The organism is Micromonospora sp. NBRC 110009 (assembly GCF_030518795.1).
In the GTDB taxonomy this organism is placed as follows: Bacteria; Actinomycetota; Actinomycetes; order Mycobacteriales; family Micromonosporaceae; genus Micromonospora.
In genome coordinates this window covers 3047282-3073371 of sequence record NZ_CP130427.1, presented here as the reverse complement: position 1 = coordinate 3073371, position 26090 = coordinate 3047282, and the positions used below count along the sequence as shown (strand labels likewise).

31 protein-coding genes are annotated in these 26090 nt (G+C 69.0%); all 31 read right to left on the bottom strand.

What is annotated here, in order from left to right:
* Positions 1–52 precede the first annotated feature (52 nt).
* The gene (gene rplO / locus Q2K19_RS14780; RefSeq protein ID WP_123240576.1) at positions 53–496 is read right to left on the bottom strand and encodes a 50S ribosomal protein L15; all 444 of its coding nucleotides are present in this window, start codon (positions 494–496) and stop codon (positions 53–55) included.
* The gene (rpmD, locus tag Q2K19_RS14775; RefSeq protein ID WP_302771512.1) at positions 496–678 is read right to left on the bottom strand and encodes a 50S ribosomal protein L30; all 183 of its coding nucleotides are present in this window, start codon (positions 676–678) and stop codon (positions 496–498) included. The genes rplO and rpmD overlap by 1 nt, the downstream gene beginning before the upstream one ends.
* Positions 678–1292 (bottom strand): 30S ribosomal protein S5, encoded by a 615-nt coding sequence (rpsE, locus tag Q2K19_RS14770; protein ID WP_120780907.1) that lies wholly within the window; start codon positions 1290–1292, stop codon positions 678–680. Before rpsE ends, rpmD begins: the two co-directional genes overlap by 1 nt.
* Positions 1293–1325: 33 nt before the next feature.
* A complete protein-coding gene (gene rplR, locus Q2K19_RS14765) occupies positions 1326–1715 on the bottom strand; it encodes a 50S ribosomal protein L18 (RefSeq protein WP_302771508.1) in 390 nt (129 codons plus the stop codon).
* Positions 1712–2254 (bottom strand): 50S ribosomal protein L6, encoded by a 543-nt coding sequence (gene rplF, locus Q2K19_RS14760; protein ID WP_302771506.1) that lies wholly within the window; start codon positions 2252–2254, stop codon positions 1712–1714. Before rplF ends, rplR begins: the two co-directional genes overlap by 4 nt.
* A 16-nt stretch (positions 2255–2270) precedes the next feature.
* Positions 2271–2678 carry a 30S ribosomal protein S8 gene (rpsH, locus tag Q2K19_RS14755; protein WP_013288624.1) on the bottom strand — a complete coding sequence of 136 codons (408 nt, stop codon included), beginning with the start codon at positions 2676–2678 and terminating at the stop codon, positions 2271–2273.
* A 96-nt stretch (positions 2679–2774) separates the two neighbouring features.
* Complete coding sequence (locus Q2K19_RS14750; RefSeq protein WP_007465272.1) at positions 2775–2960, bottom strand: type Z 30S ribosomal protein S14; 186 nt, start codon at positions 2958–2960, stop codon at positions 2775–2777.
* A gap of 1 nt (position 2961) precedes the next feature.
* Positions 2962–3531, bottom strand: coding sequence for a 50S ribosomal protein L5 (rplE, locus tag Q2K19_RS14745; RefSeq protein WP_091317981.1), 570 nt, complete (start codon positions 3529–3531; stop codon positions 2962–2964).
* Entirely contained in the window at positions 3531–3851 is a 321-nt protein-coding gene (rplX, locus tag Q2K19_RS14740; RefSeq protein WP_007465276.1) for a 50S ribosomal protein L24, read from the bottom strand. The genes rplE and rplX overlap by 1 nt, the downstream gene beginning before the upstream one ends.
* Positions 3848–4216 carry a 50S ribosomal protein L14 gene (gene rplN / locus Q2K19_RS14735; RefSeq protein WP_007073026.1) on the bottom strand — a complete coding sequence of 123 codons (369 nt, stop codon included), beginning with the start codon at positions 4214–4216 and terminating at the stop codon, positions 3848–3850. The genes rplX and rplN overlap by 4 nt, the downstream gene beginning before the upstream one ends.
* Before the next feature lie 97 nt (positions 4217–4313).
* Positions 4314–4595, bottom strand: coding sequence for a 30S ribosomal protein S17 (gene rpsQ / locus Q2K19_RS14730; protein ID WP_302771504.1), 282 nt, complete (start codon positions 4593–4595; stop codon positions 4314–4316).
* The gene (gene rpmC / locus Q2K19_RS14725) at positions 4592–4828 is read right to left on the bottom strand and encodes a 50S ribosomal protein L29 (protein WP_007073028.1); all 237 of its coding nucleotides are present in this window, start codon (positions 4826–4828) and stop codon (positions 4592–4594) included. Before rpmC ends, rpsQ begins: the two co-directional genes overlap by 4 nt.
* Entirely contained in the window at positions 4828–5253 is a 426-nt protein-coding gene (gene rplP, locus Q2K19_RS14720; protein ID WP_088647000.1) for a 50S ribosomal protein L16, read from the bottom strand. The genes rpmC and rplP overlap by 1 nt, the downstream gene beginning before the upstream one ends.
* A 3-nt stretch (positions 5254–5256) precedes the next feature.
* The gene (rpsC, locus tag Q2K19_RS14715) at positions 5257–6114 is read right to left on the bottom strand and encodes a 30S ribosomal protein S3 (RefSeq protein ID WP_302771502.1); all 858 of its coding nucleotides are present in this window, start codon (positions 6112–6114) and stop codon (positions 5257–5259) included.
* Complete coding sequence (gene rplV / locus Q2K19_RS14710) at positions 6114–6569, bottom strand: 50S ribosomal protein L22 (RefSeq protein WP_302771500.1); 456 nt, start codon at positions 6567–6569, stop codon at positions 6114–6116. Before rplV ends, rpsC begins: the two co-directional genes overlap by 1 nt.
* A gap of 40 nt (positions 6570–6609) precedes the next feature.
* A complete protein-coding gene (gene rpsS / locus Q2K19_RS14705) occupies positions 6610–6891 on the bottom strand; it encodes a 30S ribosomal protein S19 (protein WP_007073032.1) in 282 nt (93 codons plus the stop codon).
* Between the two features lie 12 nt (positions 6892–6903).
* A complete protein-coding gene (rplB, locus tag Q2K19_RS14700) occupies positions 6904–7743 on the bottom strand; it encodes a 50S ribosomal protein L2 (protein ID WP_088997376.1) in 840 nt (279 codons plus the stop codon).
* Positions 7744–7755: 12 nt separating this feature from the next.
* Positions 7756–8058, bottom strand: a complete 303-nt coding sequence (gene rplW / locus Q2K19_RS14695) for a 50S ribosomal protein L23 (RefSeq protein ID WP_073834931.1) — start codon at positions 8056–8058, stop codon at positions 7756–7758.
* Positions 8055–8705: a 50S ribosomal protein L4 gene (rplD, locus tag Q2K19_RS14690; protein WP_302771496.1), complete on the bottom strand. Its 651-nt coding sequence runs from the start codon at positions 8703–8705 to the stop codon at positions 8055–8057. The genes rplW and rplD overlap by 4 nt, the downstream gene beginning before the upstream one ends.
* Positions 8702–9367: a 50S ribosomal protein L3 gene (gene rplC, locus Q2K19_RS14685; protein WP_302771495.1), complete on the bottom strand. Its 666-nt coding sequence runs from the start codon at positions 9365–9367 to the stop codon at positions 8702–8704. The genes rplD and rplC overlap by 4 nt, the downstream gene beginning before the upstream one ends.
* 11 nt (positions 9368–9378) lie before the next feature.
* Positions 9379–9687: a 30S ribosomal protein S10 gene (gene rpsJ / locus Q2K19_RS14680; RefSeq protein WP_007073037.1), complete on the bottom strand. Its 309-nt coding sequence runs from the start codon at positions 9685–9687 to the stop codon at positions 9379–9381.
* Between the two features lie 355 nt (positions 9688–10042).
* Positions 10043–11236, bottom strand: coding sequence for an elongation factor Tu (tuf, locus tag Q2K19_RS14675; RefSeq protein WP_091317970.1), 1194 nt, complete (start codon positions 11234–11236; stop codon positions 10043–10045).
* Between the two features lie 227 nt (positions 11237–11463).
* Positions 11464–13560 (bottom strand): elongation factor G, encoded by a 2097-nt coding sequence (gene fusA, locus Q2K19_RS14670; protein WP_302771493.1) that lies wholly within the window; start codon positions 13558–13560, stop codon positions 11464–11466.
* Between the two features lie 75 nt (positions 13561–13635).
* Complete coding sequence (gene rpsG, locus Q2K19_RS14665) at positions 13636–14106, bottom strand: 30S ribosomal protein S7 (protein WP_088647009.1); 471 nt, start codon at positions 14104–14106, stop codon at positions 13636–13638.
* Between the two features lies 1 nt (position 14107).
* Complete coding sequence (gene rpsL / locus Q2K19_RS14660) at positions 14108–14482, bottom strand: 30S ribosomal protein S12 (protein WP_007465318.1); 375 nt, start codon at positions 14480–14482, stop codon at positions 14108–14110.
* A gap of 534 nt (positions 14483–15016) precedes the next feature.
* Entirely contained in the window at positions 15017–15442 is a 426-nt protein-coding gene (locus tag Q2K19_RS14655; RefSeq protein ID WP_302772495.1) for a DUF4190 domain-containing protein, read from the bottom strand.
* Positions 15443–15983: 541 nt separating this feature from the next.
* Positions 15984–16352, bottom strand: a complete 369-nt coding sequence (locus Q2K19_RS14650) for a hypothetical protein (protein WP_302771492.1) — start codon at positions 16350–16352, stop codon at positions 15984–15986.
* Positions 16288–17613: an MFS transporter gene (locus Q2K19_RS14645; RefSeq protein WP_302771491.1), complete on the bottom strand. Its 1326-nt coding sequence runs from the start codon at positions 17611–17613 to the stop codon at positions 16288–16290. The genes Q2K19_RS14650 and Q2K19_RS14645 overlap by 65 nt, the downstream gene beginning before the upstream one ends.
* The gene (locus Q2K19_RS14640; RefSeq protein WP_302771490.1) at positions 17588–18202 is read right to left on the bottom strand and encodes an ArsR/SmtB family transcription factor; all 615 of its coding nucleotides are present in this window, start codon (positions 18200–18202) and stop codon (positions 17588–17590) included. Before Q2K19_RS14640 ends, Q2K19_RS14645 begins: the two co-directional genes overlap by 26 nt.
* A 116-nt stretch (positions 18203–18318) precedes the next feature.
* Positions 18319–22206 carry a DNA-directed RNA polymerase subunit beta' gene (locus tag Q2K19_RS14635; protein WP_302771489.1) on the bottom strand — a complete coding sequence of 1296 codons (3888 nt, stop codon included), beginning with the start codon at positions 22204–22206 and terminating at the stop codon, positions 18319–18321.
* Positions 22207–22288: 82 nt separating this feature from the next.
* On the bottom strand, positions 22289–25720 hold the full coding sequence (gene rpoB / locus Q2K19_RS14630; protein WP_302771488.1) for a DNA-directed RNA polymerase subunit beta: 3432 nt from the start codon (positions 25718–25720) through the stop codon (positions 22289–22291).
* Positions 25721–26090: the final 370 nt, after the last annotated feature.

The window sequence follows — 26090 nt, the reverse complement described above, 5'->3', positions numbered from 1 at the left end:
CCATGGCGCCCGCCCAGTTGTCGACAACTGAGCGGGCGCCATGAGTCGTGCCTTACAGCTCGGTGACCGAACCGCCGGCAGCAGTGATCTTCTCCTTGGCCGACGCGCTGAACGCGTGCGCCGACACCTGGAGCGCCACACCGCCGAGGTCGCCGGTGCCGAGCACCTTGACCGGCTGGCCCTTGCGGACCGCGCCGGCCTCGACCAGCTCGACCGGGCCGACCTGGCCGCCGTTCGGGAAGAGCTCGGCGAGCCGGTCCAGGTTGACCACCTGGAAGACGACCTTGAACTTGTTCTTGAAGCCCTTCATCTTCGGCAGGCGCATGTGGATGGGCATCTGCCCACCCTCGAACGCCGGCGAGATGTTCTTCCGGGCCTTGGAACCCTTGGTACCGCGACCGGCGGTCTTGCCCTTCGAGCCCTCACCGCGACCCACGCGGGTCTTGTCGGTCTTGGCCCCGGGCGCCGGACGCAGGTGGTGCACCTTGATCGTCATTACTCGACCTCCTCGACCTTCACGAGGTGGTTGACCGCGAAGATCATGCCCCGGATCTCCGGACGATCCTCCTTGACCACCACGTCGTTGATCCGCTTGAGACCGAGCGAACGCAGCGAGTCACGCTGGTTCTTCTTGGTCCCGATCTCGGACCGGACCTGGGTGACCTTCAGGCGCGCCATCAGGACGCCACCCCCGCCCGCGACGCCAGCATGGCGGCCGGCGCGACGTCCTCGACCGGCAGACCACGACGGGCCGCGACCGCCTCCGGCGACTCGAGCGCCTTCAGGGCCGCCACCGTGGCGTGCACGATGTTGATCGGGTTGGACGAGCCGAGGCTCTTGGAGAGCACGTCGTGGATGCCCGCGCACTCCAGCACGGCACGCACCGGACCACCGGCGATGACGCCCGTACCGGCCGAGGCCGGCTTGAGCAGCACCACACCGGCCGCGTCCTCGCCCTGCACCGGGTGCGGGATCGACTGGCCGATCCGCGGCACCTTGAAGAAGTGCTTCTTGGCCTCCTCGACACCCTTGGCGATCGCCGCGGGCACCTCCTTGGCCTTTCCGTAGCCCACGCCGACGGTGCCGTCGCCGTCGCCCACGATCACCAGGGCGGTGAAGCTGAAGCGACGACCACCCTTCACGACCTTGGCGACGCGGTTGATCGCGACGACCCGCTCAAGGTGCGGGGTCTTCTCGACGGGCGCGTTTCCGCGGCCGCCCTCACGGCGGTTGTCGCGGCGACCACCCTCGTTGCCACCGGACCCGCCGCCACGGCGCTGTTGACCTGGCATCAGCAGCCTTCCTTCTCTCTCGTGACGGGGTTTCTAGAACTCGAGCCCGGCTTCGCGGGCGGCGTCGGCAAGCGCGGCGACCCGCCCCGCGTACCGGTTGCCACCGCGGTCGAAGACGACCTTCGAGACGCCGGCGGCCTTGGCGCGCTCGGCGAGCAGGGCGCCGACCTTGCCGGCCAGGGCGCTCTTGTCGCCCTCGGCACCGCGCAGCGAGGCGTCCATGGTCGAGGCCGACGCCAGGGTGTGACCCTTGGTGTCGTCCACGATCTGGGCGACGATGTGACGCAGCGAGCGGGTGACGACCAGGCGAGGACGGGCGGCGGTGCCGCTGACGTTCTTGCGGACCCGGAAGTGCCGACGCGCACGCCCGACGGCACGCTTGGCGGCGACGCCGCGGCGGCGCTTGAGCAGCGTGGCGCTCACTTCTTACCTGCCTTTCCAGCCTTGCGGCGGATGACCTCGCCCTGGTACTTCACGCCCTTGCCCTTGTAGGGCTCCGGCGGGCGGATCTTCCGGATGTTGGCGGCGACCTCGCCGACCTGCTGCTTGTCGATGCCGGCCACGTGGAACAGGGTCGGCTTCTCCACCGTGAAGGTGATGCCGTCCGGGGCCGGAACCAGCACCGGGTGCGAGAACCCGAGCGCGAACTCCAGGTCCTTGCCCTTGGCGGTGACACGGTAACCGGTACCGGCGATCTCGAGGCTCTTGCGGTAGCCCTCGGTCACGCCGACGATCATGTTGGCCACCAGCGTACGGCTCAGGCCGTGCAGCTCCTTGGCCTTGCGCTCGTCGTTCGGCCGGTTGACGTGCAGCTCGCCGTCCTCGCCCCGCTCCGCCGTGATCGGCTCGGCCAGCACGTGGCTCAGCTCGCCCTTGGGGCCCTTGACCTTGACGGTCTGGCCGTCGATGGTGATATCGACGCCGGCTGGCACCGGGATCGACTTACGTCCAATACGCGACATTTCTACCTGTCTCCCGTTACCAGACGAAGGCGAGGACTTCCCCGCCAACGCTCCGCTTGCGGGCCTGCCGGTCGGTGAGCAGCCCCTGGGACGTCGAAATGATCGCCACGCCCAGCCCGCCGAGCACCCGCGGGAGCCCGTCCGACTTGGCGTACACCCGGAGACCGGGCTTGGACACGCGCTTGATGCCGGCCAGGCTCCGCTCCCGGTTCTGGCCGTACTTCAGCTCGACGACCAGTCGCTTGCCGACGGCGCCCTCCTCGGGCTCCTCGACCGACCAGGTGGCGATGTAACCCTCGGCCTTGAGGACCTCGGCGATGTTCGCCTTGATCTTCGAGTAGGGCATCGTCACCCGGTCGTGGTACGCCTGGTTGGCGTTACGCAGACGCGTGAGCATGTCTGCGATCGGGTCGGTCATCGTCATGAAATTCGTCAACCTTTCTCGCCGGGGTTCCCCGGGCCAGGCCCGGGGCCTACGGCGAAGAGACAGTTCAGCTGACGCGCGAAGCGCGCCGGGCTATTACCAGGAAGCCTTGGACACGCCGGGCAGCTCACCGCGGTGGGCCATCTCCCGGATGCACACCCGGCAGAGACCGAACTTGCGGTAGACCGCCTTCGGACGCCCGCACCGCTGGCAGCGGGTGTACGCGCGAACCGAGAACTTCGGCTTCGCGGCCGCCTTGATGATCAGCGCCTTCTTGGCCATCTCAGTTCTCCTTGAACGGGAAGCCCAGGAGCTTGAGCAGCGCCCGGCCCTCGTCGTCGGTCGTGGCGGTCGTGACCACCGTGATGTCCATGCCCCGCTGGCGATCGATCTTGTCCTGGTCGATCTCGTGGAACACCGACTGCTCGGTCAGACCGAACGTGTAGTTGCCGTGGCCGTCGAGCTTGCGCCCGTCCAGGCCGCGGAAGTCACGGATACGCGGCAGCGCGATGGAGAGCAGCCGGTCCAGGAACTCCCACATCCGGTCGCCCCGCAGGGTGACCTTCGCGCCGATCGGCATGCCCTCGCGGAGCTTGAACTGCGCGATGGACTTGGTCGCCCGCCGCACCAGCGGCTTCTGGCCGGTGATGGTGGCCAGGTCGCGGACCGCGCCGTCGATCAGCTTGGCGTCCCGAGCGGCCTCGCCGACGCCCATGTTGACGACGATCTTGACGAGCCCGGGCACCTGCATGGGGTTGCCGTAGCTGTACTGCTCCTGCAGCTTCGCCACGACCTCGTTGCGGTACCGCTCCTTGAGGCGCGGCAGGGTCTTGGTTTCGGTAGCCGTGGTCATCAGAGGTCCTTACCGGTGCTACGCGCGATGCGGACCTTCTGGCCGTTGTCGTCGATCCGGTAACCGACGCGGGTCGGCTTGCCGTCGGAGTCCAGGACCTGCACGTTCGAGACGTGGATCGGGGCCTCCTGGGTGACGATGCCACCGGTCTTGGCGCCACGCTGGGTGGTGCTGATGCGGGTGTGCTTCTTGACCCGGTTCACGCCCTCGACCAGGACCTTGTCCTGCCGCGGGTAGGCCGCGATGACCTTGCCCTTGGCACCCTTGTCCTTGCCGGCGATGACGACGACCGTGTCGCCCTTCTTGACCTTCACGGTCACAACACCTCCGGCGCGAGAGAGATGATCTTCATGAACCGCTTGTCCCGCAGCTCGCGGCCCACCGGGCCGAAGATACGGGTACCGCGCGGGTCCCCGCCGTCCTTGATGATGACGGCGGCGTTCTCGTCGAAGCGGATGTACGAGCCGTCCGGCCGCCGCTTCTCCTTGGCGGTGCGAACGACGACGGCCTTGACGACGTCGCCCTTCTTCACACCGGCACCGGGGATCGCGTCCTTGACCGTGGCCACGATGACGTCGCCGATGCTCGCGTAGCGCCGACCGGAGCCACCGAGAACCCGGATGCACAGGATCTCCCGGGCACCCGTGTTGTCGGCGACGCGCAGTCGCGACTCCTGCTGAATCACGTCTATCTCCTATGTCTGCCGGTTCTCCGGCCGCCGGAGGCGGCCGGAGCCTGGCGGAACCTGCGCCCGACCGAAGCCGGCCGAGCTCGAGCCTTCGCTACTTGGCCTTCTCGAGGATCTCCACGAGCCGCCACCGCTTGGTGGCGGAGAGCGGCCGGGTCTCCATGATCAGGACCCGGTCGCCGATGCCGGCCGAGTTCTGCTCGTCGTGGACCTTCAGCTTGCTGGTCCGGCGCATGATCTTGCCGTACAGCGCGTGCTTGACCCGGTCCTCGACCTCGACCACGACGGTCTTGTCCATCTTGTCGCTTACCACGAGGCCCTCACGCACCTTGCGGGTGGCCCGCGCGGCGGCGGTGGTGGTGGTGTTCTCACTCATGATGCAGTCACCTCAGTCGGCGCGGCCGAGAGACCCAGCTCACGCTCACGCATGATCGTGTAGATCCGGGCGATCTCCCGACGGATGACCTGCAGCCGCCGGTTGTTGTCCAGCTGCCCGGTTGCGGCCTGCACGCGGAGGTTGAACAGCTCCGCCTTCGCCTCGCGCAGCTTCGTGACCAGCTCCTCCTCGGAGAGCTCACGCAGCTCGGAGGCCTTGACGCCCGCTGCCATCAGGATTCACCCACTTCGCGCGTAACAATGCGGCACTTCATCGGGAGCTTGTGGATCGCGCGACGCATCGCCTCTCGCGCGATCTGCTCGTTGGGGAAGGACATCTCGAAGAGAACCCGCCCCGGCTTGACGTTGGCGACCCACCACTCGGGCGAACCCTTACCGGAACCCATCCGGGTTTCCGCCGGCTTCTTGGTGAGGGCCTGGTCCGGGAAGACCGTGATCCAGACCTTGCCGCCACGCTTGATGTGACGGGTCATCGCGATACGCGCCGACTCGATCTGGCGGTTGGTCACGTACGCCGGCTCGAGAGCCTGGATCCCGAACTCGCCGAACACCACCCGGTTACCGCCCTTGGACGCGCCGTGGCGGTCCGGGTGGTGCGGCTTGCGGAAGCCCTTCGGGGGCTTGCGCGGCATCAGCATCTGTCAGCCCTCCTGCTGCGTTTCTGCCGCGGCGGCGACAGCACCGGCGTCAACCGGCTCGCCGCTCGGCGTCTCGGCCTGCTGCGCGATGGTGGTCGCGGCAGCCCGGCCGGCCTCGGTGCCACCGGCGGTCGTGCCGGACGAACCCGACCGGCCACGACGCGGCCGCTCGGGCCGGTCGCCGCGGTCACGGCGCGGGCGGGACGGGCCGGCCTCGGCCGGAGCCTCCCGGCCCGGGACGGCGTCGCCCTTGTAGATCCAGACCTTCACGCCGATCCGGCCGAAGGTGGTACGGGCCTCGAAGAAGCCGTACTCGATGTTGGCCCGCAGCGTGTGCAGCGGAACCCGGCCCTCGCGATAGAACTCGGTCCGGCTCATCTCGGCGCCGCCGAGGCGACCCGAGACCTGGACCCGGATGCCCTTGCAGACCGGGTTCTTCATCGCGGACTGCATCGCCTTGCGCATGGCCCGACGGAAGCTGACCCGGCTGGACAGCTGCTCGGCGACGCCCTGGGCGACCAGCTGCGCGTCCGACTCGGGGCTCTTCACCTCGATGATGTTCAGCTGAACCTGCTTGCCGGTGAGCTTCTCCAGCTCGCCGCGGATCCGGTCGGCCTCCGCACCCTTACGGCCGATGACGATGCCCGGCCGGGCGGTGTGGATGTCGACGCGGACCCGGTCCCGGGTGCGCTCGATGTCGACCTTGGAAATGCCGGCGCGCTCCAGGCCCTTGGACATCATCCGGCGGATCTTGACGTCCTCGCCGATGTAGTCCTTGTAGAGCTTGTCCGCGAACCAGCGGGACTTCCAGTCGGTCGAGATGCCGAGCCGGAACCCAGTGGGGTGAACCTTCTGACCCATTACTCGGCACCTTCCGTCGTGCTCTGCCCCTCGGCGGCCTCGGCCTGCTTGGCCGGGGCGGCCTTCTTCGCCGACTTCTTCGGCGTGGCCGGCGCGACCGCCTCGACCGCCACGGTGATGTGGCAGGTCCGCTTGCGGATCCGGTACGCCCGGCCCTGCGCCCGCGGCCGGAACCGCTTCATCGTCGGGCCCTCGTCGACGAACGCCTCGCTGACGAGCAGCGCGTCGGGGTCCAGCCGCTCGTTGTTCTCCGCGTTGGCGATCGCGCTCGCGAGCACCTTGTACACCTGCTCGCTCGCAGCCTGCGGCGCGAACTGCAGCACCGTGAGCGCCTCCTTCGCGGGCAGGCCGCGGACGAGGTTGACCACCCGGCGCGCCTTCATCGGCGAGATGCGCACGTGCCGCGCAACCGCCCGCGCGCCCGGAAGCACCGGAGCGTCGCCCTTTCCTGGCATCGCTGTAACCCCTTGTTCCTCTATCCGTATGCCCGCGGCGTCAGCGCCGGCGGCTCTTCCGGTCGTCCTTCTCGTGACCCTTGAACGTGCGGGTCAGCGCGAACTCGCCGAGCTTGTGCCCGACCATGGCCTCGGTCACGAAGACCGGGACGTGCTTGCGTCCGTCGTGCACGGCGATCGTGTGACCCAGCATCTCCGGGATGATCGTCGAGCGCCGCGACCAGGTCTTGATGACGTTCTTCGAGCCCTTGTCGTTCTGCGTCTCCACCTTCTTGAGCAGGTGGTCGTCGACGAACGGGCCCTTCTTCAGGCTGCGAGGCATGTCTTATCTCCCTCAGCCGCGCTTACGCGTGGCGTAGCGGCGGCGGACGATCAGCCGGTCGCTCGGCTGGCCCTTACGACGGGTGCGGCCCTCGGGCTTACCCTGCGGGTTGACCGGGTGGCGACCACCGGAGGTCTTACCCTCACCACCACCATGCGGGTGGTCGACCGGGTTCATGGCGACACCACGGACGGTCGGGCGCTTGCCCTTCCACCGCATCCGGCCGGCCTTACCCCAGTTGATGTTCGACTGGTCGGCGTTGCCGATCTCACCGACGCTGGCGCGGCAGCGGACGTCGACGCGCCGGATCTCACCGGACGGCATGCGAAGGGTCGCGTAGGCGCCCTCCCGGCCGAGCAGCTGGATGCCGACGCCGGCCGAGCGGGCCAGCTTGGCGCCGCCGCCCGGACGCAGCTCCACGTTGTGGATGGTGGTACCGACCGGGATGTTGCGCAGCGGCAGGTTGTTGCCCGGCTTGATGTCGGCGCCCGGGCCCGACTCCACCGTGTCGCCCTGCTTCAGGTCCTTCGGCGCGATGATGTAGCGCTTCTCGCCGTCGGCGTAGTGCAGCAGCGCGATGCGCGCGGTGCGGTTCGGGTCGTACTCGATGTGGGCGACCTTCGCCGGCACGCCGTCCTTGTCGACCCGCTTGAAGTCGATCAGACGGTACTGCCGCTTGTGGCCGCCACCGTGGTGCCGCGTGGTGATCCGGCCGTGGGCGTTGCGTCCGCCCTTCTTCGGCAGCGGAGCCAGCAGCGACTTCTCGGGCGTCGACCGGGTGATCTCGGCGAAGTCGGCCACGCTCGAGCCACGCCGGCCCGGCGTCGTCGGCTTGTACTTACGGATAGCCATTGTCTACACCCCTCAGCTGACCGGGCCGCCGAAGGCCTCGATACGGTCACCGTCAGCCAGCTTCACGATCGCCCGCTTGGTGGCCTTGCGCTGACCGAAGCCGGTCTTGGTGCGCTTGCGCTTGCCCTCGCGGTTGAGCGTGTTGACCGTCAGGACGCGGACGTTGAAGATCTGCTGGATAGCGATCTTGATCTCGGTCTTGTTGGCGTCCGGGTGCACCAGGAAGGTGTACCAGTTGCGGTTCAGCTCGCTGTAGCTCTTCTCCGAGACGACCGGAGCGACGATGATGTCGCGCGGATCGGCAATCGTGCTCACTTGCCACCCTCCTCGGTGGTCTCGGCGGGAACGCCCAGGAACTCGTCCAGGGCCTCCTTGGTGAAGACCACGTCGTCGGCCACCAGCACGTCGTACGTGTTGAGCTGGCCGGCCTCGATCAGGTGCACCCGCGGCTCGTTGCGCAGCGACACCCAGTTCAGCTCGTCGGTGCTGCTCAGCACGACCAGGACCCGACGGGCCTCGGTCAGCTTCGCCAGCGTGGCCAGCGCGGCCTTGGTCGACGGCTTCTCGCCCGAGACGAACGCCTCGACGACGTGCACCTGGCCGGCGCGGGCCCGGTCGGAGAGGGCGCCACGCAGGGCGGCGGCCTTCATCTTCTTCGGGGTGCGCTGGCTGTAGTCGCGCGGCACCGGGCCGTGGACCACGCCACCGCCGGCGAACTGCGGCGCGCGGGTCGAGCCCTGGCGGGCACGACCGGTGCCCTTCTGCTTGTACGGCTTCCTGCCTCCGCCGGAGACCTCGCCGCGGCTCTTGGCCTTGTGCGTGCCCTGCCGGGCCGCCGCGAGCTGAGCCACCACGACCTGGTGCATCAGCGCGATGTTGGCCTGGACGTCGAAGATGTCGGCCGGCAGCTCGACGGAGCCGCTCTTGGCGCCTTCGACGTTGCGGACGTCAACGGTGGTCACTTGGCCGCACCGCCCTTCTTCACCTTGGTCTTGGCCGCGGAACGGACCAGGACCAGCGCGCCCTTCGGGCCGGGGATGGCGCCGCGGACGAGCAGGAGGTTGTTCTCGGTGTCGATCGCCTGCACCGTGAGGTTCTGCACGGTGTAGCGCACGCCACCCATGCGACCGGCCATCCGGGTGCCCTTGAAGACGCGACCCGGGGTCGCGCAGGCGCCGATGGAGCCCGGCGAGCGGTGCTTGCGCTCGACACCGTGGCTGGCGCGCAGACCGTGGAAGCCGTGCCGCTTCATCGGGCCGGCGTAACCCTTGCCCTTGGTCTTGCCGGTCACGTCGATGGTCACGCCGGCGGGGAACTCCTCGACCGTGACCTCCTGGCCCAGCGAGTAGTCCGCGGCGTCCACGGTGCGCAGCTCGACGATGTGCCGGCGCGGCGCGACGTCCGCCTTCGCGTAGTGCCCGCCGATCGGCTTCTTCACCTTGCGCGGGTCGATCGTGCCGTACGCCAGCTGGACCGCGGAGTAACCGTCCTTCTCGGCGCTACGAACCTGGCTGATGACGCACGGGCCGGCCTGAACCACGGTCACCGGGACAACCTTGTTGTTGTCCCAGACCTGGGTCATGCCGAGCTTTGCGCCCAGGATCCCCTTGACTTGCCTGTCCATTTGTCCGGTCCCTACAGCTTGATCTCGATGTCGACGCCAGCCGGCAGGTCGAGGCGCATGAGCGAGTCGACCGTCTTCGGGGTCGGGTCGATGATGTCGATCAGCCGCTTGTGCGTGCGCATCTCGAAGTGCTCGCGCGAGTCCTTGTACTTGTGCGGCGAGCGGATAACGCAGAAACGGTTGATCTCCGTGGGCAGCGGCACCGGGCCAGCGACCTGCGCCCCGGTACGCGTCACCGTCTCGACGATCTTCCGAGCCGAGGAGTCGACGACCTCGTGGTCATAGGCCTTGAGCCGGATGCGGATCTTCTGTCCCGCCATGGTGGCTTCTGTTCCTTCTCTCGATGCCGCTGTGTTGCGGGCGCCTGTACCGGCTGGCACAGGCCCACTTCGCCGACCCCCGCGGTCGGGCGTGTCGCGCCCGTGGACCAGGCTCCGCCCCGAGGCTCCGGAGCGATTCTCTGACCACGCGGTGGGTCATGGCGCCGATCGCGTTACCGCGACCTGGACGCCCTGCGAGGGTGGTTGACCGCCAGGGGCGATCAACCACCCTACGCGCGACTGTTGGTCGGCCCGGAGGTCCAGCATGCACCGGACGCAGGCGACTAACCGTCGTTACGCAACCTGACCAGTATGCCGTACTACCGCACGGCAACGCTAATCGGGGTTACCCAGCTCACTTGATGATCTTGGTGACGCGACCCGCGCCGACCGTACGGCCACCCTCCCGGATCGCGAACTTGAGGTTCTCCTCCATCGCGATGGGCTGGATCAGCTTCACGGTCATCGTGGTGTTGTCGCCCGGCATGACCATCTCGGTGCCCTCGGGAAGGGTGACGACACCGGTGACGTCCGTGGTCCGGAAGTAGAACTGCGGACGGTAGTTCTGGAAGAACGGGGTGTGCCGGCCGCCCTCCTCCTTGGAGAGGATGTAGACCGTCGCCTCGAACTCGGTGTGCGGGGTCGTGGTGCCCGGCTTGATGACGACCATGCCGCGCTCGACGTCCTCGCGCTTGATGCCGCGCAGCAGCAGACCGACGTTCTCACCCGCGCGGGCCTCGTCGAGCAGCTTGCGGAACATCTCGATGCCGGTGCAGGTGGTCTTCATCGACTTCTCGCGGATGCCGACGATCTCCACCTCCTCGTTCGGCTTGAGGATGCCGCGCTCGGCGCGACCGGTGACCACGGTGCCGCGGCCGGTGATCGTGAAGACGTCCTCGATCGGCATGAGGAACGGCTTCTCAGTCTCGCGCTCCGGCTGCGGGATCGCGGTGTCGACGGCGTTCATCAGGTCCATGAGCTTCCCGGTCCACTCCGGGTCGCCCTCGAGGGCCTTCAGCGCCGAGACCCGGACGACCGGCAGGTCGTCACCCGGGTACTCCTGCGACGAGAGCAGCTCGCGGACCTCGAGCTCGACGAGCTCCAGGAGCTCCTCGTCGTCGACCATGTCGCTCTTGTTGAGCGCCACGACGATGTACGGCACGCCGACCTGACGGGCCAGCAGCACGTGCTCGCGGGTCTGCGGCATCGGGCCGTCGGTCGCCGCCACCACCAGGATCGCGCCGTCCATCTGGGCGGCACCGGTGATCATGTTCTTGATGTAGTCGGCGTGACCGGGGCAGTCGACGTGCGCGTAGTGACGCGCCTCGGTCTGGTACTCGACGTGCGCGATCGAGATCGTGATGCCGCGGGCCTTCTCCTCCGGCGCCTTGTCGATCTCGTCGAACGGCGTGTACGGGTTGAGGTCCGGGAACTGGTCGTGCAGGACCTTGGTGATGGCCGCCGTCAGCGTCGTCTTACCGTGGTCGATGTGACCAATGGTGCCGATGTTGACGTGCGGCTTAGTCCGCTCGAACTTCGCCTTCGCCACTGGTGTCCTCCTGTGGACTTTCTTGGTTCGTTCGCCCCGGTGCGCCGGGTCGGCGCTTAGGACTCTGTCGACAGCCTTTCCGACCTTGACGGCCGGAGAGCCTTTGTGGGTTCTGCGGCGATGAAGCCTACAGGCCCGGATTCACACAACCCGACCGAGGTGGTCGCGGGCGGGAAGAAAACCCTCCCGCGACCGGCCCCGAATCATCGGATCAGCTCAGGTGAGCGTCACTCACCGGTCGCCTTGGCGATGATCTCCTTCGCCACGCTCTGCGGAACCTCGGCGTAGGAGTCGAACTGCATGCTGTAGCTAGCCCGGCCCTGGGTCTTCGACCGCAGGTCGCCGACGTAGCCGAACATCTCCGAGAGCGGCACCAGGGCCCGGACGATGCGGGCGCCGCTGCGCTCCTCCATCGCCTGGATGATGCCCCGCCGGGAGTTGAGGTCGCCGATGACGTCACCCATGTTCTCCTCAGGGGTGGTGACCTCAACGGCCATCATCGGCTCGAGCAGTGCGGGGTCGGCCTTGCGGGCCGCCTCCTTCATCACCATCGAGCCGGCGATCTTGAATGCCATTTCCGACGAGTCGACCTCGTGGTACTGGCCGTCCAGCAGCGTCAGCTTGACACCCACCAGCGGGAAGCCGGCGAGGATGCCGTACTGCATCGCGTCCTGGGCGCCCGCGTCCACCGACGGGATGAACTCCCGGGGGATGCGGCCACCGGTGACGGCGTTCGCGAACTCGTAGGTCGGCGAGTCGTTGTCCAGCGGCAGCGGCTCGATGCTCACGATCACGCGGGCGTACTGGCCGGAGCCACCGGTCTGCTTCTTGTGGGTGTACTCGATCTTCTCCACCTTGCGGCGGATCGTCTCGCGGTACGCCACCTGCGGCTTACCGATGTTCGCCTCGACGTTGAACTCGCGGCGCATCCGGTCGACCAGGATGTCCAGGTGCAGCTCGCCCATGCCGGAGATGACCGTCTGACCGGTCTCCTCGTCGAGCTTGACGCGGAAGGTCGGGTCCTCCTCGGCCAGCCGCTGGATGGCGGTGCTGAGCTTCTCCTGGTCGGCCTTGGTCTTCGGCTCGATGGCCACCTCGATGACCGGCTCCGGGAAGGTCATCGACTCGAGGATGACCGGGTTCGCCGGGTCGCACAGGGTGTCACCGGTGGTGGTCTGCTTCAGACCCTGGACCGCGATGATGTCGCCAGCCTTGGCGGAGCTGCGCTCCTCCCGCTTGTTGGCGTGCATCTGGTAGATCTTGCCGATCCGCTCCTTGCGGTCCTTGGTGGAGTTGACCACCTGGGACCCGGACTCGACCACGCCGGAGTAGACCCGGACGTAGGTGAGCTTGCCGAGGTGCTTGTCGGTCTGGATCTTGAAGGCCAGGCCGGAGAACGGCTCCGAGGTGGACGGCTTCCGCTGCATCGGGGTCTCGCCGTCGGTCGCGGTGCCCTCGATCGCCGGGATGTCCAGCGGCGACGGCAGGAAGTCGACCACGGCGTCGAGCATCGGCTGGACGCCCTTGTTCTTGAACGCGGAGCCGCAGAGCACCGGGTTGGCCTTGCCGGCGATGGTGGCCCGGCGGATGGCGGCCTTGATCTCCTCGACGGAGATCTCCTCGCCCTCCAGGTACTTCTCCATCACCGAGTCGTCGACGTCGGCCAGGGTCTCCATCAGCTTCTCGCGCCACTCGGCCGCGGAGTCGGCCAGGTCGGCCGGGATCTCCTCGATCGCGTAGTCCTCACCCTTCTGGGTCTCCCCGCGCCAGGTGAGGGCGCGCATGCCGATCAGGTCGACGACACCGATGTGGTCGCCCTCGAGCCCGATCGGGATCTGGAGCACCAGCGGGGTGGCGTTGAGCCGGTCGATCATCATCTGCACGCAGCGGAAGAAGTCGGCACCGGTCCGGTCGAGCTTGTTGACGAAGCACATCCGCGGGACGTGGTACTTGTCGGCCTGCCGCCAGACGTTCTCCGTCTGCGGCTCCACGCCGGCGACACCGTCGTAGACCGCGACCGCACCGTCCAGCACCCGCAGCGACCGCTCGACCTCGACCGTGAAGTCGACGTGACCGGGCGTGTCGATGATCTGGATCGTGTGGCCCTTCCACTCACACTTGGTAGCAGCGGAGGTGATGGTGATGCCACGCTCCTGCTCCTGCTCCATCCAGTCCATGACGGCAGCGCCCTCGTGGACCTCACCGATCTTGTACGTGATACCGGTGTAGAACAGGATCCGCTCGGTGGTCGTGGTCTTACCGGCATCGATGTGCGCCATGATGCCGATGTTGCGTACGTTGGCGAGCGCGTCTGCGGCGGCCACTTCAATCCCTACTTATCGTCGTCTAGACACAACTGGTGGCGGTTCCGGCGCCTCGTGGGCGCCGGAACCTGGGTGTTACCAGCGGTAGTGCGCGAAGGCCTTGTTGGACTCGGCCATCTTGTGCGTGTCCTCGCGCCGCTTGACGGCGGCACCGAGGCCGTTGCTCGCGTCCAGCAGCTCGTTCATCAGCCGCTCGACCATGGTCTTCTCGCGACGGGCCTTGGAGTACGTCACCAGCCAGCGCAGGCCGAGGGTGGTCGCGCGGGCCGGACGAACCTCGACCGGCACCTGGTAGGTGGCGCCACCGACCCGGCGGCTGCGCACCTCGAGGGTGGGCTTGACGTTGTCCATCGCGCGCTTGAGCGTGACGACCGGGTCGGTGCCGCTCTTCTCGCGGCACCCCTCCAGGGCGGCGTACACGATGCGCTCGGCGAGCTGACGCTTGCCGCGCATCAGGATCTTGTTCACCAGCTGGGTGACCAGGGGCGAGTTGTACACCGGGTCAGCGACCAGCGGCTTCCGCGGAGCGGGTCCCTTACGCGGCATGTCAGCTCTTCTCCTTCTTCGCGCCGTAGCGGCTGCGAGCCTGCTTGCGGTTGCGGACACCCTGGGTGTCCAGCGAGCCGCGAACGATCTTGTACCGCACGCCGGGGAGGTCCTTCACACGGCCGCCGCGGACGAGCACGATCGAGTGCTCCTGCAGGTTGTGGCCGACGCCCGGGATGTAGGCGGTCACCTCGATCTGGCTGCTGAGCTTCACACGAGCGACCTTGCGCAGCGCCGAGTTCGGCTTCTTGGGGGTGGTGGTGTACACGCGGGTGCACACGCCGCGCCGCTGGGGGGACCCCTTCAGCGCCGGGGTCTTGGTCTTGGTCGTCTTGGCCTGGCGGCCCTTTCGGACCAGCTGCTGAATGGTGGGCACCGGGTTTCTCCGCTCCCTTCGGCCGCTGCGAGGCGACCGCGCCGTCTGCTCGTTAGCCGACCTGATGGACGGCTCTCCTACATTCCAACCAGGGCCACCTGACGGAGGTCCCAGCACCCGCGGTCGGGCGTGTCGCCCAGATCACGGTCCCGGTGTCGCCGCTCACACGTCGTACCGGTGTTTCTGTCACCGGCGCAGGAAATCTCAAACGCCGGGTCTTGGGCTTTGTTCGTGCCGCCGCGCGATCACCGGCTGACCGGTTCCGACGCACGCACGCATTGCCCGGGCTTGCCCGGGCACAAGGAGGAAGAGTACCTACCACAGGCGCGCAGGTCAAAACGGAGCGGTCCGGGAGAACTGCGTCGCAGTCCACCGGCCGGTCGTCTCGTCCCTACCCACCCATGCTGGGCACCTACGGCTACAAGTGTACCGGCTTCCCGTGCTACCGGCCGGGCGGCCCCGGTTCCGCCCGCCCCACCGGCCCCCGGGACGGCGTCGCACCTGTTCACCCCCGTCGCCGGCGGCCGCCACCGGTCAGGTGATCTGCACCACCAGCGCCACCGCGAGCCCGAGCAGGCTGAGCAGCAGGCCGACAACCCCGCAGACCAGCCCCGCCACGGCCAGGCCCCGCCCGGTGAACCGGACCGCCGGCGGCGGCGGCGCCGGCCGCCGGATCTGCCGCCGCGCCAGCAGGCCGGCGACGATCGCGGCGGTCCCGCCGAGCGCGCCGAGCACGGTGAACGCCCCGGCCGCCCAGGCGCCGCCGTAGTCCGGCCCGGCGACGCCGAAGCAGAGGACCAGCAGCGACACCAGGATCGAGGCGATCCCGCTGACCAGCGACCCGACGGCGAGCCCCGAGGTCACCGGGGGCACGTCCAGGTGGACCACGCCGAACGGGGTGCCGGGGACCGGGTCGACCCGCTTCGGCGGGCGGGGCGCCTCCCGCGGGGGCGGCGGCACCGCCCCCGGCGAGGGACCGACCACCGCCGGCGGCACCGGGCCCCAGCCGCCGCCCGGAGCCGGCCACCCGCCACCCGCCAGCGGCGGATTCCCCGGGTACGCCCCGGGCGCCGCCCACCCGCCGCCGGCCGCCGGGTGCGATCCGGGGTACGGCCCCGGCCGGGCCGGGCCGGGCTGACCCGCCGGGACACCGGGCGACGGGGGCGGGCCCGGGAAGACGCCCGGGGCCGACGGTCCGGCGGGCGGGTACGGGCCGGCCGGCGGGACGGGCGGCGGGGCGTACCCCACGGTGGCGACCTCCGGCGGTGCGCTCGGCCCCTCGTCGGGCCCGGCCCACGGACTGACCGGCTCGGCGCCGCGCGCGCCCCCGACCGCGTCCGGCCCGGCGGCGGACCGGGTCGGGTCGTCTCCCGGCGGAGGGGCCGGTTCCGTCACGGGGTCCTCCTGTCGACTGGCTCGCCCGCCGCGCGGCGGACATCGGCCAAGGCTACCGTCGCGCGTCCCGCCGGCGGGGCCGGGCGCGGCCCGCTCCCCCGCCCGGTCAGTCGACGTTCGGGGCGTAGTCGTGGCCGAAGGGAGCGTCGGCGAGCCGGACCACCCCGACCACCACCGCCGCCACCACCGCGACGGCCGCCAGCACCAGCCCGGTCCACGCCAGCCGCTCGCCCCGGCGCAGCCAGTCCCCACCGGTGAGGAAGCCCCCCGAGGCGTACGCCTCCCGGCGGGCCTGCCTCGCGAGCGTGAGGGCGATCGTCGACGGGACCACCCCGCCGAGAAAGAACCCGGTCAGCGCCCCGATCAGCCCGAGGGCGAAGACCGCGCGGGCCTTCGTCGACCGGACCGGCTCAGGGTCGAGCGGATGGCGCGACCCCTGCTGGGCGACGGGCAGCTGCCCGGGCATGGTCGTCATGCCCACCATCATGCCCCGATCCGGGCGCGCCCGGTCCCGCCGACGCCCCGACCGGCGGCGGCACGGCGAACCGGTCCGCCCGGAGCAGCAGCAGCGCGGCGACCACCACCACGGCCGCCTCGGTGAGCAGCACCGCCCGGTAGTCCAGGGCCCCGATCAGGTACGCCCCGAGCCCGATCGAGGCGGTCTGCGGGACGGTGGTGGTCACCTCGAAGGCGGCGTACACCCGGCCCTGGAGCCGGTCGGGCGCGCTGCGCTGGAGGACGGTGAGCAGGGCGATCGCCATGACGGTCAGCCCCATCCCGGAGCTGACCCGGCCGGCCAGCACCACCCCGAGCACCGGCCCGGCGGCGAGCGTGGCGCCTGCCGCCCAGGCGAGGAACGCCGCCGCGGCGACCCGTACCTCACCCCACCGGCGGATGGCCGCCGCACTGCCCAGCCCGCCGAGGATCGCGCCGACTCCCTGGGCGGCCTGGAGCACGCCGAGGAATTCCGGGGCCCGGTGCAGGCCGCGGTCGACCACGGCGTACCCGGTGGACTCGCTGAAGCCGAGCACCAGGGCGAGCACCGTGCAGGCGAGCGCCACCCGGCGCAGCAGCGGGTGGCCGGCGAGGTGCCGGATCCCCGCCGTCGCCTCTCCCGCCCAGTGCCGCAGCACGCCACCCGTGCGGTCCGGGCGGTCCGGGGCCGGGTCCGGGACGCGCAGGGTGAGCAGCAGCGCCGCCGCGCCGACGAAGGTCGCCATGTCCAGCACGGCCACCGCCGCGCCGCCGAGCAGCGCGTACAGGCCGGCGCCGGCGAGTGGGGCGAGCAGCCGCAGGCTCTCCCGGGCCGTACGCAGCAGCCCGTTCGCGCTGGCCAGCAGGTCATCGGGGAGCAGCGTGGTGAGCAGGGCCGACTGCGCCGGCGCGATGACCAGGTTGAGGCAGCCGTACAGGAACATCACCGCGTAGACCAGGCCGACCTGGCCGGGGCCGCGGACCGCCAGCAGCGGCAGCAGGACGACCGCGCCGACGAGGTTGGCGGCCACCAGCAGCCGACGGCGCGGCAGCCGGTCGGCCAGCATCCCGGCCAGCGGCGCGAGCAGCGCCGGGGCGGCGAAGAAGAGGAAGGTCAGGCCGGCCGCCCCGTCGCTGCCGGTCAGCTCCTTCACCCAGATGCCGCAGGCCAGCCACATCGAGCTGTCCCCGATCAGGGACAGCGTCTGCCCGGCCAGGTAGCGGCGGGCGGGCCGGTCAGCCAGCAGCCGTCGGGTCGACATCCGACACCTCCGGAGCCTGCACCGGGTAGCCGAAGAAGAGCAACTCAACCGGGAGGGCCCCGGCCGGGCGGGCGCCGGAGTCGGTGCGCCGCCGGTCGAAGCGGGCGGTGAAACCGGCGACCAGCTCCCGGTACGCGGCGACGAACTCGGCCAGCTCGTCGGGGGTGAGGTGGAACAGGTGCTGCTGTCCGGTGGCCGCCGCGTACCACTGCGGGGGGTAGGTGGGGGCCTCGTCGACGAAGCGGCGCAGCCGCTGGACGTACCGCTCGAGCAGCACCCGGTCGAGGGCCTGGGAGGCCCGGGTCCAGTCGGGGTCCTCCGGGCGGGCCGGCGCGGACCAGCCCCGCCGGGTCAGCCGCCACGGCCGGGCCCGGCCGCGCCCGCCGCCCGCCTCCTCGACGAAGCCGTAGCGGGCCAGCTGCCGGAGGTGGAACGAACAGGTGGTGGCCGTCTCCCCGATCAACTCGCCGGCCTGGGTGGCGGTCAGCGGGCCGCCGCCGAGGGCCTCCATCAGGGCCAGGCGCACGGGATGGCTGAGCGCCCGCAGCTCGCGGGCGTCGGTGAGGGTACGCGGCTCGTCGCTCTCCATGGTGTCGAGAGTATTCTCTCGACAGCTTTCTCTCGATAGCCTTCTCTTCAGATGATGCACCCCGAGACGCGACGAGGCCCCCGGCGGCTGCCGGGGGCCTCGTCGTTTCCTACTGCTTAGCGGTACGACCCGAAGTCGAAGTCGTCCAGCGGCACCGCCTGGCCGCTGGCCGGCCCGAAGCCGTAGTCGGTCTCCGGGTAGCCGGTCATCGAGTAGACCTTGGCCTTCGCCTCCTCGGTCGGCTCGACCCGGACGTTGCGGTACTTGCTGATGCCCGTACCGGCCGGGATGAGCTTACCGATGATCACGTTCTCCTTGAGGCCGATCAGCGAGTCGCTGCGGGCGTGGATCGCCGCGTCCGTCAGCACCCGGGTGGTCTCCTGGAAGGAGGCCGCCGACAGCCAGGAGTCCGTGGCCAGCGAGGCCTTGGTGATACCCATCAGCACCGGGCGACCCGCGGCGGGCTCGCCGCCCTCGGAGACGAGCCGGCGGTTCTCCGACTCGAAGAGCGCCCGGTCGACCAGCACGCCCGGCAGGAACTCGGTCGAGCCGGAGTCGATGACCGTCACCCGCTTGAGCATCTGGCGGATGATGATCTCGATGTGCTTGTCGTGGATGAGCACACCCTGCGAGCGGTAGACCTCCTGGACCTCCTGGGTCAGGTGGACCTGGACCGCGCGCGGGCCGAGGATGCGCAGCAGCTCGTGCGGGTCGATGGTGCCCTCGGTGAGCTTCTCGCCGACCTCGACGTGGTCGCCGTCGTGGGCCCGGAGCTTGACCCGCTTCGAGATCTTGTCGTACACGATCTCGTCGCTGCCGTCGTCCGGGATCACGATGATCTTCCGGGACCGCTCGCCGTCCTCGATCCGGATCCGGCCCGGGGTGTCGGCGATGGGCGCCTTGCCCTTCGGGATCCGGGCCTCGAAGATCTCCTGGACCCGGGGCAGACCCTGGGTGATGTCCTCACCCGCGACACCACCGGTGTGGAAGGTACGCATCGTCAGCTGCGTACCCGGCTCACCGATGGACTGGGCGGCGATGATGCCGACGGCCTCACCGATGTCGACCGACTTGCCGGTCGGCAGCGAACGGCCGTAGCAGGCCGCGCAGACGCCCAGCTTCGACTCGCAGGTGAGCACGCTGCGCACCCGGACGGTCTCCACCCCGGCCGCGACGATCCGGTCGACCCCGATCGAGTTGATGTCCTGACCCCGTTCGGCGACGACGGTGCCGTCCGGCCCCTTGATGTCGTCGGCCAGCGTACGGGCGTGCACGCTGGTCTCGGCGTGCGTGTGCACGACCAGCTTGCCGTCGAGCCGCTCGCCGATCTGCATCGGGATGGCGCGGTCGGTGCCGCAGTCCTCCTCGCGGATGATGACGTCCTGCGACACGTCCACCAGACGACGGGTCAGGTAACCCGAGTCGGCGGTACGCAGCGCGGTGTCGGCGAGACCCTTACGGGCACCGTGCGTGGAGATGAAGTACTCCAGCACGGAGAGACCCTCCCGGTACGACGCCTTGATGGGTCGCGGGATGATCTCACCCTTCGGGTTGGCCACCAGACCACGGATCGCCGCGATCTGCCGGAGCTGGAGCAGGTTACCGCGGGCACCCGAGTTGATCATCTTCCACAGCGGGTTCTCCTGCGGCAGCGCGGTGTCCATCTCCTTGGCCACCTCGTTGGTCGCCTTGGTCCAGATCTCGATGAGCTCGCCGCGACGCTCCTCGGCGGTCATCAGACCACGCTGGTACTGCTTGTCGATCCGGTCGGCTTCCTTCTCGTACCGCTCCAGGATCTCCCGCTTGCGCGGCGGAGCGATGACGTCCTCCATGCCGATGGTGACGCCGGACCAGGTGGCCCAGTGGAAACCGGCCTCCTTGAGCCCGTCCAGGGTGGCCGCGAGAGCCACCTTCGGGAAGCGCTCGGCGAGGTCGTTGACGATCGCGGAGAGCTGGCCCTTGCGGATCTCGTAGTTCACGAAGCGGTAGCCCTGCGGCAGCGTCTCGTTGAACAGGACCCGGCCCAGCGTGGTCTCGACGGTCACCGGCTCGCCCTCGACCCAGCCCTCCGGCGCGACCCACGGCTCGGCGCCGGCGCCGTTGTCGACCCCGACGATGTCCCGCAGACGGATCTTGACCGGGGTCTGCAGGTGCAGCTCACCGTTGTCGAACGCCATCCGGGCCTCGGCGTCCGAGCTGAACGCCCGACCCTCGCCCTGCCCACCGGGGGTGAGGTGGGTGAGGTGGTAGAGGCCGATGACCATGTCCTGGGTGGGCATGGTGACCGGCTTGCCGTCGGCCGGCTTGAGGATGTTGTTCGACGACAGCATCAGGATCCGCGCCTCGGCCTGGGCCTCGGCGGACAACGGCACGTGGACCGCCATCTGGTCACCGTCGAAGTCGGCGTTGAACGCGGTGCAGACCAGCGGGTGGATCTGGATGGCCTTGCCCTCGACCAGCTGCGGCTCGAAGGCCTGGATGCCCAGCCGGTGCAGGGTCGGCGCCCGGTTCAGCAGAACCGGGTGCTCGCCGATGACCTCCTCCAGCACGTCCCACACGACCGGCCGCTGCCGCTCGACCATCCGCTTGGCGGACTTGATGTTCTGCGCGTGGTTGAGGTCGACCAGCCGCTTCATCACGAACGGCTTGAACAGCTCCAGCGCCATCTGCTTGGGCAGGCCGCACTGGTGCAGCTTGAGCTTCGGGCCGACCACGATGACCGAACGGCCGGAGTAGTCGACGCGCTTGCCCAGCAGGTTCTGGCGGAACCGACCCTGCTTGCCCTTGAGCATGTCGGAGAGCGACTTCAGCGGGCGGTTGCCCGGGCCGGTGACCGGCCGGCCGCGACGGCCGTTGTCGAACAGCGCGTCGACGGCCTCCTGGAGCATCCGCTTCTCGTTGTTGACGATGATCTCGGGCGCGCCGAGGTCGATCAGCCGCTTGAGGCGGTTGTTCCGGTTGATCACGCGGCGGTACAGGTCGTTCAGGTCGGAGGTCGCGAAGCGGCCACCGTCCAGCTGCACCATCGGACGCAGGTCCGGCGGGATGACCGGGACGCAGTCCAGCACCATGCCGAGCGGCGAGTTGCGGGTGTTCTGGAACGCCGCGACGACCTTCAGCCGCTTGAGCGCCCGGATCTTCCGCTGGCCCTTGCCGGAGCGGATGGTCTCGCGCAGGTTCTCGGCCTCGGCGTCGAGGTCCATGTTCTGGACCAGCGCCTTGATGGCCTCGGCACCCATGCTGCCGGTGAAGTACTCGCCGAAGCGGTCGCGCAGCTCGCGGTAGAGCAGCTCGTCGGTGACCAGCTGCTTCGGCTCGAGCTTGCGGAAGGTGTCGAGGACCTCGTCGAGGCGGTCGATCTCGCGCTGGGCCCGGTCGCGGATCTGGCGCATCTCGCGCTCTCCGCCCTCCTTGACCTTGCGCCGGACGTCCGCCTTCGCGCCCTCGGCCTCCAGCTCGGCCAGGTCGGCCTCGAGCTTGGCGGCCCGCTTCTCGATCTCCGAGTCGCGGCTGTTCTCAGCCTGCCGCTTCTCGGCCAGGATCTCGTTCTCGATGGTCGAGAGGTCACGGTGACGCGCCTCGGCGTCCACGCTCGTCACGACGTACGAGGCGAAGTAGATGATCTTCTCGAGGTCCTTCGGGGCGAGGTCCAGCAGGTAGCCCAGCCGGCTCGGCACGCCCTTGAAGTACCAGATGTGGGTCACCGGAGCGGCCAGCTCGATGTGACCCATCCGCTCCCGGCGAACCTTGGAGCGGGTCACCTCGACGCCGCAGCGCTCGCAGATGATGCCCTTGAAGCGGACCCGCTTGTACTTACCGCAGTAGCACTCCCAGTCCCGCTGCGGACCGAAGATCTTCTCGCAGAAGAGCCCGTCCTTTTCCGGCTTCAGGGTGCGGTAGTTGATGGTCTCGGGCTTCTTGACCTCGCCGTGGGACCACTGACGGATGTCGTCGGCGGTGGCGAGGCCGATGCGCAGCTCGTCGAAGAAGTTGACGTCGAGCACTATGTCCCCTATGTCGTCGTCTGTACTGCCTAGCTAACGGGCGGGGTCGGGGGCCGGCGCACCGGCCCCCGAACCACCAACCTCAGACCTCTTCGACCGAGCTCGGCTCGCGCCGGGACAGGTCGATGCCCAGCTCCTCCGCGGCCCGGAACACCTCGTCGTCGGTCTCGCGCATCTCCAGGGCCACGCCGTCGCTGGACAGCACCTCGACGTTGAGGCACAGCGACTGCAGCTCCTTGAGCAGCACCTTGAACGACTCCGGGATGCCCGGCTCCGGGATGTTCTCGCCCTTGACGATCGCCTCGTAGACCTTCACCCGGCCGAGGACGTCGTCGGACTTGATCGTCAGCAGCTCCTGCAGGGCGTAGGCGGCGCCGTACGCCTGCATCGCCCAGCACTCCATCTCACCGAAGCGCTGGCCACCGAACTGCGCCTTACCACCCAGCGGCTGCTGCGTGATCATCGAGTACGGGCCGGTCGACCGGGCGTGGATCTTGTCGTCGACCAGGTGGTTGAGCTTCAGGATGTAGACGTAGCCGACCGCGATCGGGTCCGGCAGCGGCTCGCCGGAGCGACCGTCGAACAGCTGCGCCTTGCCGCTGCGCCCGATCAGCTGCTGACCGTCCCGGTTGGGCAGGGTCGACTCGAGCAGACCGGAGATCTCCTCCTCGCGGGCACCGTCGAAGACCGGGGTGGCCACGTTGGTGTCCGGCTCGGACTCGTGCGCGTTGATCGAGCGGAGCTGGCGCTTCCAGTCGGCGTCGTCGCCGTCCACGCTCCAGCCCGTCTTGGCCACCCACCCGAGGTGGGTCTCCAGGACCTGGCCGATGTTCATCCGGGACGGCACACCGAGCGGGTTCAGCACGATGTCGACCGGGGTGCCGTCCTCCAGGAACGGCATGTCCTCGATCGGCAGGATCTTGGAGATGACGCCCTTGTTGCCGTGGCGGCCCGCGAGCTTGTCACCGTCCTGGATCTTGCGCTTCTGGGCCACGTAGACCCGGACCAGCTCGTTCACGCCCGGGGGCAGCTCGTCGCCGTCCTCGCGGGAGAAGGTACGCACGCCGATGACCGTGCCGGTCTCGCCGTGCGGCACCTTCAGCGAGGTGTCCCGGACCTCGCGCGCCTTCTCACCGAAGATCGCGCGGAGCAGCCGCTCCTCGGGGGTCAGCTCGGTCTCGCCCTTCGGGGTGACCTTGCCGACCAGGATGTCGCCGGGGACGACCTCGGCGCCGATCCGGATGATGCCGCGCTCGTCGAGGTCGGCGAGCATCTCCTCGCTGACGTTCGGGATGTCGCGGGTGATCTCCTCCGGGCCGAGCTTGGTGTCCCGGGCGTCGACCTCGTGCTCCTCGATGTGGATCGAGGTGAGCACGTCCTGCTGCACGAGGCGCTGCGACAGGATGATCGCGTCCTCGTAGTTGTGGCCCTCCCAGCACATGAACGCCACGAGCAGGTTGCGCCCGAGCGCCATCTCGCCCTCGTCGGTGCACGGACCGTCGGCGATGACCTGGCCGGCCTCGACGCGGTCGCCCTCGAAGACGACCGGCTTCTGGTTGACGCAGGAGCCGGCGTTGGAGCGGCGGAACTTGTGCAGCAGGTACGTCCGGCGGTGGCCGTCGTCCTGGTGGACCGTGATGTAGTCCGCGCAGAGGTCCTCGACCACACCGCCGACCTCGGCGACGACGACGTCACCGGCGTCCACGGCCGCCCGGTACTCCATGCCCGTGCCGACCAGCGGGGCCTCGGCCTTGACCAGCGGCACCGCCTGGCGCTGCATGTTCGCGCCCATGAGCGCCCGGTTGGCGTCGTCGTGCTCGAGGAACGGGATCATCGCGGTCGCGACCGAGGTCATCTGCCGCGGCGAGACGTCCATGTAGTCCACGGCCTCCGGCGCCACGTCCTCGGTCTCGCCGCCCTTACGGCGGACCAGGACGCGGTCCTCGGCGAACGACCCGTCGGACTTCAGCGGGGCGTTGGCCTGCGCCTTGACGAACCGGTCCTCCTCGTCCGCGGTCAGGTAGTCGATCTGGTCGGTGACCCGACCGTCGATGACCTTCCGGTACGGCGTCTCGATGAAGCCGAACGGGTTGACCCGGGCGAAGGTGGAGAGCGCGCCGATCAGACCGATGTTCGGGCCTTCCGGCGTCTCGATCGGGCACATCCGGCCGTAGTGGGACGGGTGCACGTCGCGGACCTCGAAGCCGGCCCGCTCCCGGGACAGACCACCCGGGCCGAGCGCGCTCAGCCGGCGCCGGTGGGTCAGGCCCGCCAGCGGGTTGGTCTGGTCCATGAACTGGGACAGCTGCGACGTACCGAAGAACTCCTTGATCGCCGCCACCACCGGGCGGATGTTGATCAGGGTCTGCGGCGTGATCGCCTCGACGTCCTGGGTGGTCATCCGCTCCCGGACGACCCGCTCCATGCGGGAGAGGCCGACCCGGACCTGGTTCTGGATCAGCTCGCCCACGGTACGCAGGCGCCGGTTGCCGAAGTGGTCGATGTCGTCGGCCTCGTAGCCCTCCTCACCGGCGTGCAGCCGGCAGAGGTACTCGACGGTGGCGACGATGTCGTCCTCGGTCAGCGTGCCGGTGGTGATCGGCACGTCCAGCTCGAGCTTCTTGTTGAACTTGTAACGACCGACCTTGGCGACGTCGTACCGCTTCGGGTTGAAGAAGAGGTTGTCGAGCAGGGTCTGGGCGTTCTCGCGGGTCGGCGGCTCGCCGGGACGGAGCTTGCGGTAGATGTCCAGCAGCGCCTCGTCCTGACCGGCGATGTGGTCCTTCTCGAGCGTGGTCATCATCAGCTCGGACCAGCCGAACTTCTCGCGGATCCGCTCCGCGGACCACCCGATGGCCTTGAGCAGGACGGTGACGGCCTGCCGGCGCTTGCGGTCGATGCGAACGCCGACCGTGTCGCGCTTGTCGATGTCAAACTCCAGCCAGGCACCCCGGCTCGGGATGACCTTGACGCTGGAGAGGTCGCGGTCGGAGGTCTTGTCCGGCTGCTTGTCGAAGTAGACGCCCGGCGAGCGGACGAGCTGGCTGACCACGACGCGCTCGGTGCCGTTGATGATGAAGGTGCCCTTCGGCGTCATCATCGGGAAGTCACCCATGAACACCGTCTGGCTCTTGATCTCGCCAGTGGTGTTGTTGGTGAACTCCGCGGTCACGAACAGCGGGGCGCAGTAGGTCAGGTCCTTCTCCTTGCACTCCTCGATCGAGGCCTTGACCTCGTCGAAGCGCGGAGCCGAGAAGGAGAGCGACATGGTGCCGGAGAAGTCCTCAATGGGACTGATCTCGTCGAGGATCTCCGCGAGACCCGAGCGTGCGTGCGCGTCGTCGGACGACCGGCCCTGCCAAGCCTCGTTGCCGACCAGCCAGTCGAAGGACTCGTTCTGGATGGCGAGGAGGTTGGGGACCTCGAGGTGTTCGGTGATCCGACCGAAAGAAACTCGGCGGGGCGCGAAAGCGCTCGACGTACGACTGGTCTTCGCAGGGCGGGAAGCTGCCAAGATGCGTCCTTCCGAGGACCGGTGCTGCAGAACGGCTGGTACGCGTGCACTCCAATGACCCCACCGGAAATATCCACAAACGGACATTTCCGAGCAGGGGTCAAGTCGGAAGGCAGCGCAAACTAGCAGTGTAGCCGAGAGGCTAACCGCTGTCCAGCCCACCCCGCAGGTCGTCGCGGAACTTGCCTCGGGACCCCCAAAAACCGGGTCTACCGGGCCGCTCGGAACGCGACGCTCCTGCCGGTCCGCTCGGGTGTCACGGCGGGATCTTGCTGCCGCTGCCATTACCCAAGAGGTGGCCGTTGCAAGCGCGGAAGGTCTTGCTGGTGTCAGCGTGCCTGTCAGCCGGGTGTCGCGTCAAGGGCCGGTT

Excerpts from the sequence above, each read along its gene's own strand:
- rplO (WP_123240576.1), bottom strand. The coding sequence starts at position 496 with ATGACGATCAAGGTGCACCACCTGCGTCCGGCGCCCGGGGCCAAGACC.
- rpmD (WP_302771512.1), bottom strand. The coding sequence starts at position 678 with ATGGCGCGCCTGAAGGTCACCCAGGTCCGGTCCGAGATCGGGACCAAG.
- rpsE (WP_120780907.1), bottom strand. The coding sequence starts at position 1,292 with ATGCCAGGTCAACAGCGCCGTGGCGGCGGGTCCGGTGGCAACGAGGGT.
- rplF (WP_302771506.1), bottom strand. The coding sequence starts at position 2,254 with ATGTCGCGTATTGGACGTAAGTCGATCCCGGTGCCAGCCGGCGTCGAT.
- rpsH (WP_013288624.1), bottom strand. The coding sequence starts at position 2,678 with ATGACGATGACCGACCCGATCGCAGACATGCTCACGCGTCTGCGTAAC.
- Q2K19_RS14750 (WP_007465272.1), bottom strand. The coding sequence starts at position 2,960 with ATGGCCAAGAAGGCGCTGATCATCAAGGCGGCCGCGAAGCCGAAGTTC.
- rplE (WP_091317981.1), bottom strand. The coding sequence starts at position 3,531 with ATGACCACGGCTACCGAAACCAAGACCCTGCCGCGCCTCAAGGAGCGG.
- rpsQ (WP_302771504.1), bottom strand. The coding sequence starts at position 4,595 with ATGAGTGAGAACACCACCACCACCGCCGCCGCGCGGGCCACCCGCAAG.
- rpmC (WP_007073028.1), bottom strand. The coding sequence starts at position 4,828 with ATGGCAGCGGGCGTCAAGGCCTCCGAGCTGCGTGAGCTCTCCGAGGAG.
- rplP (WP_088647000.1), bottom strand. The coding sequence starts at position 5,253 with ATGCTGATGCCGCGCAAGCCCCCGAAGGGCTTCCGCAAGCCGCACCAC.
- rpsC (WP_302771502.1), bottom strand. The coding sequence starts at position 6,114 with ATGGGTCAGAAGGTTCACCCCACTGGGTTCCGGCTCGGCATCTCGACC.
- rplV (WP_302771500.1), bottom strand. The coding sequence starts at position 6,569 with ATGCCAGGAAAGGGCGACGCTCCGGTGCTTCCGGGCGCGCGGGCGGTT.
- rpsS (WP_007073032.1), bottom strand. The coding sequence starts at position 6,891 with ATGCCTCGCAGCCTGAAGAAGGGCCCGTTCGTCGACGACCACCTGCTC.
- rplB (WP_088997376.1), bottom strand. The coding sequence starts at position 7,743 with ATGGCTATCCGTAAGTACAAGCCGACGACGCCGGGCCGGCGTGGCTCG.
- rplC (WP_302771495.1), bottom strand. The coding sequence starts at position 9,367 with ATGGACAGGCAAGTCAAGGGGATCCTGGGCGCAAAGCTCGGCATGACC.
- rpsJ (WP_007073037.1), bottom strand. The coding sequence starts at position 9,687 with ATGGCGGGACAGAAGATCCGCATCCGGCTCAAGGCCTATGACCACGAG.
- rpsG (WP_088647009.1), bottom strand. The coding sequence starts at position 14,106 with ATGCCGCGTAAGGGACCCGCTCCGCGGAAGCCGCTGGTCGCTGACCCG.
- Q2K19_RS14650 (WP_302771492.1), bottom strand. The coding sequence starts at position 16,352 with ATGACGACCATGCCCGGGCAGCTGCCCGTCGCCCAGCAGGGGTCGCGC.
- Q2K19_RS14645 (WP_302771491.1), bottom strand. The coding sequence starts at position 17,613 with ATGTCGACCCGACGGCTGCTGGCTGACCGGCCCGCCCGCCGCTACCTG.
- Q2K19_RS14640 (WP_302771490.1), bottom strand. The coding sequence starts at position 18,202 with ATGGAGAGCGACGAGCCGCGTACCCTCACCGACGCCCGCGAGCTGCGG.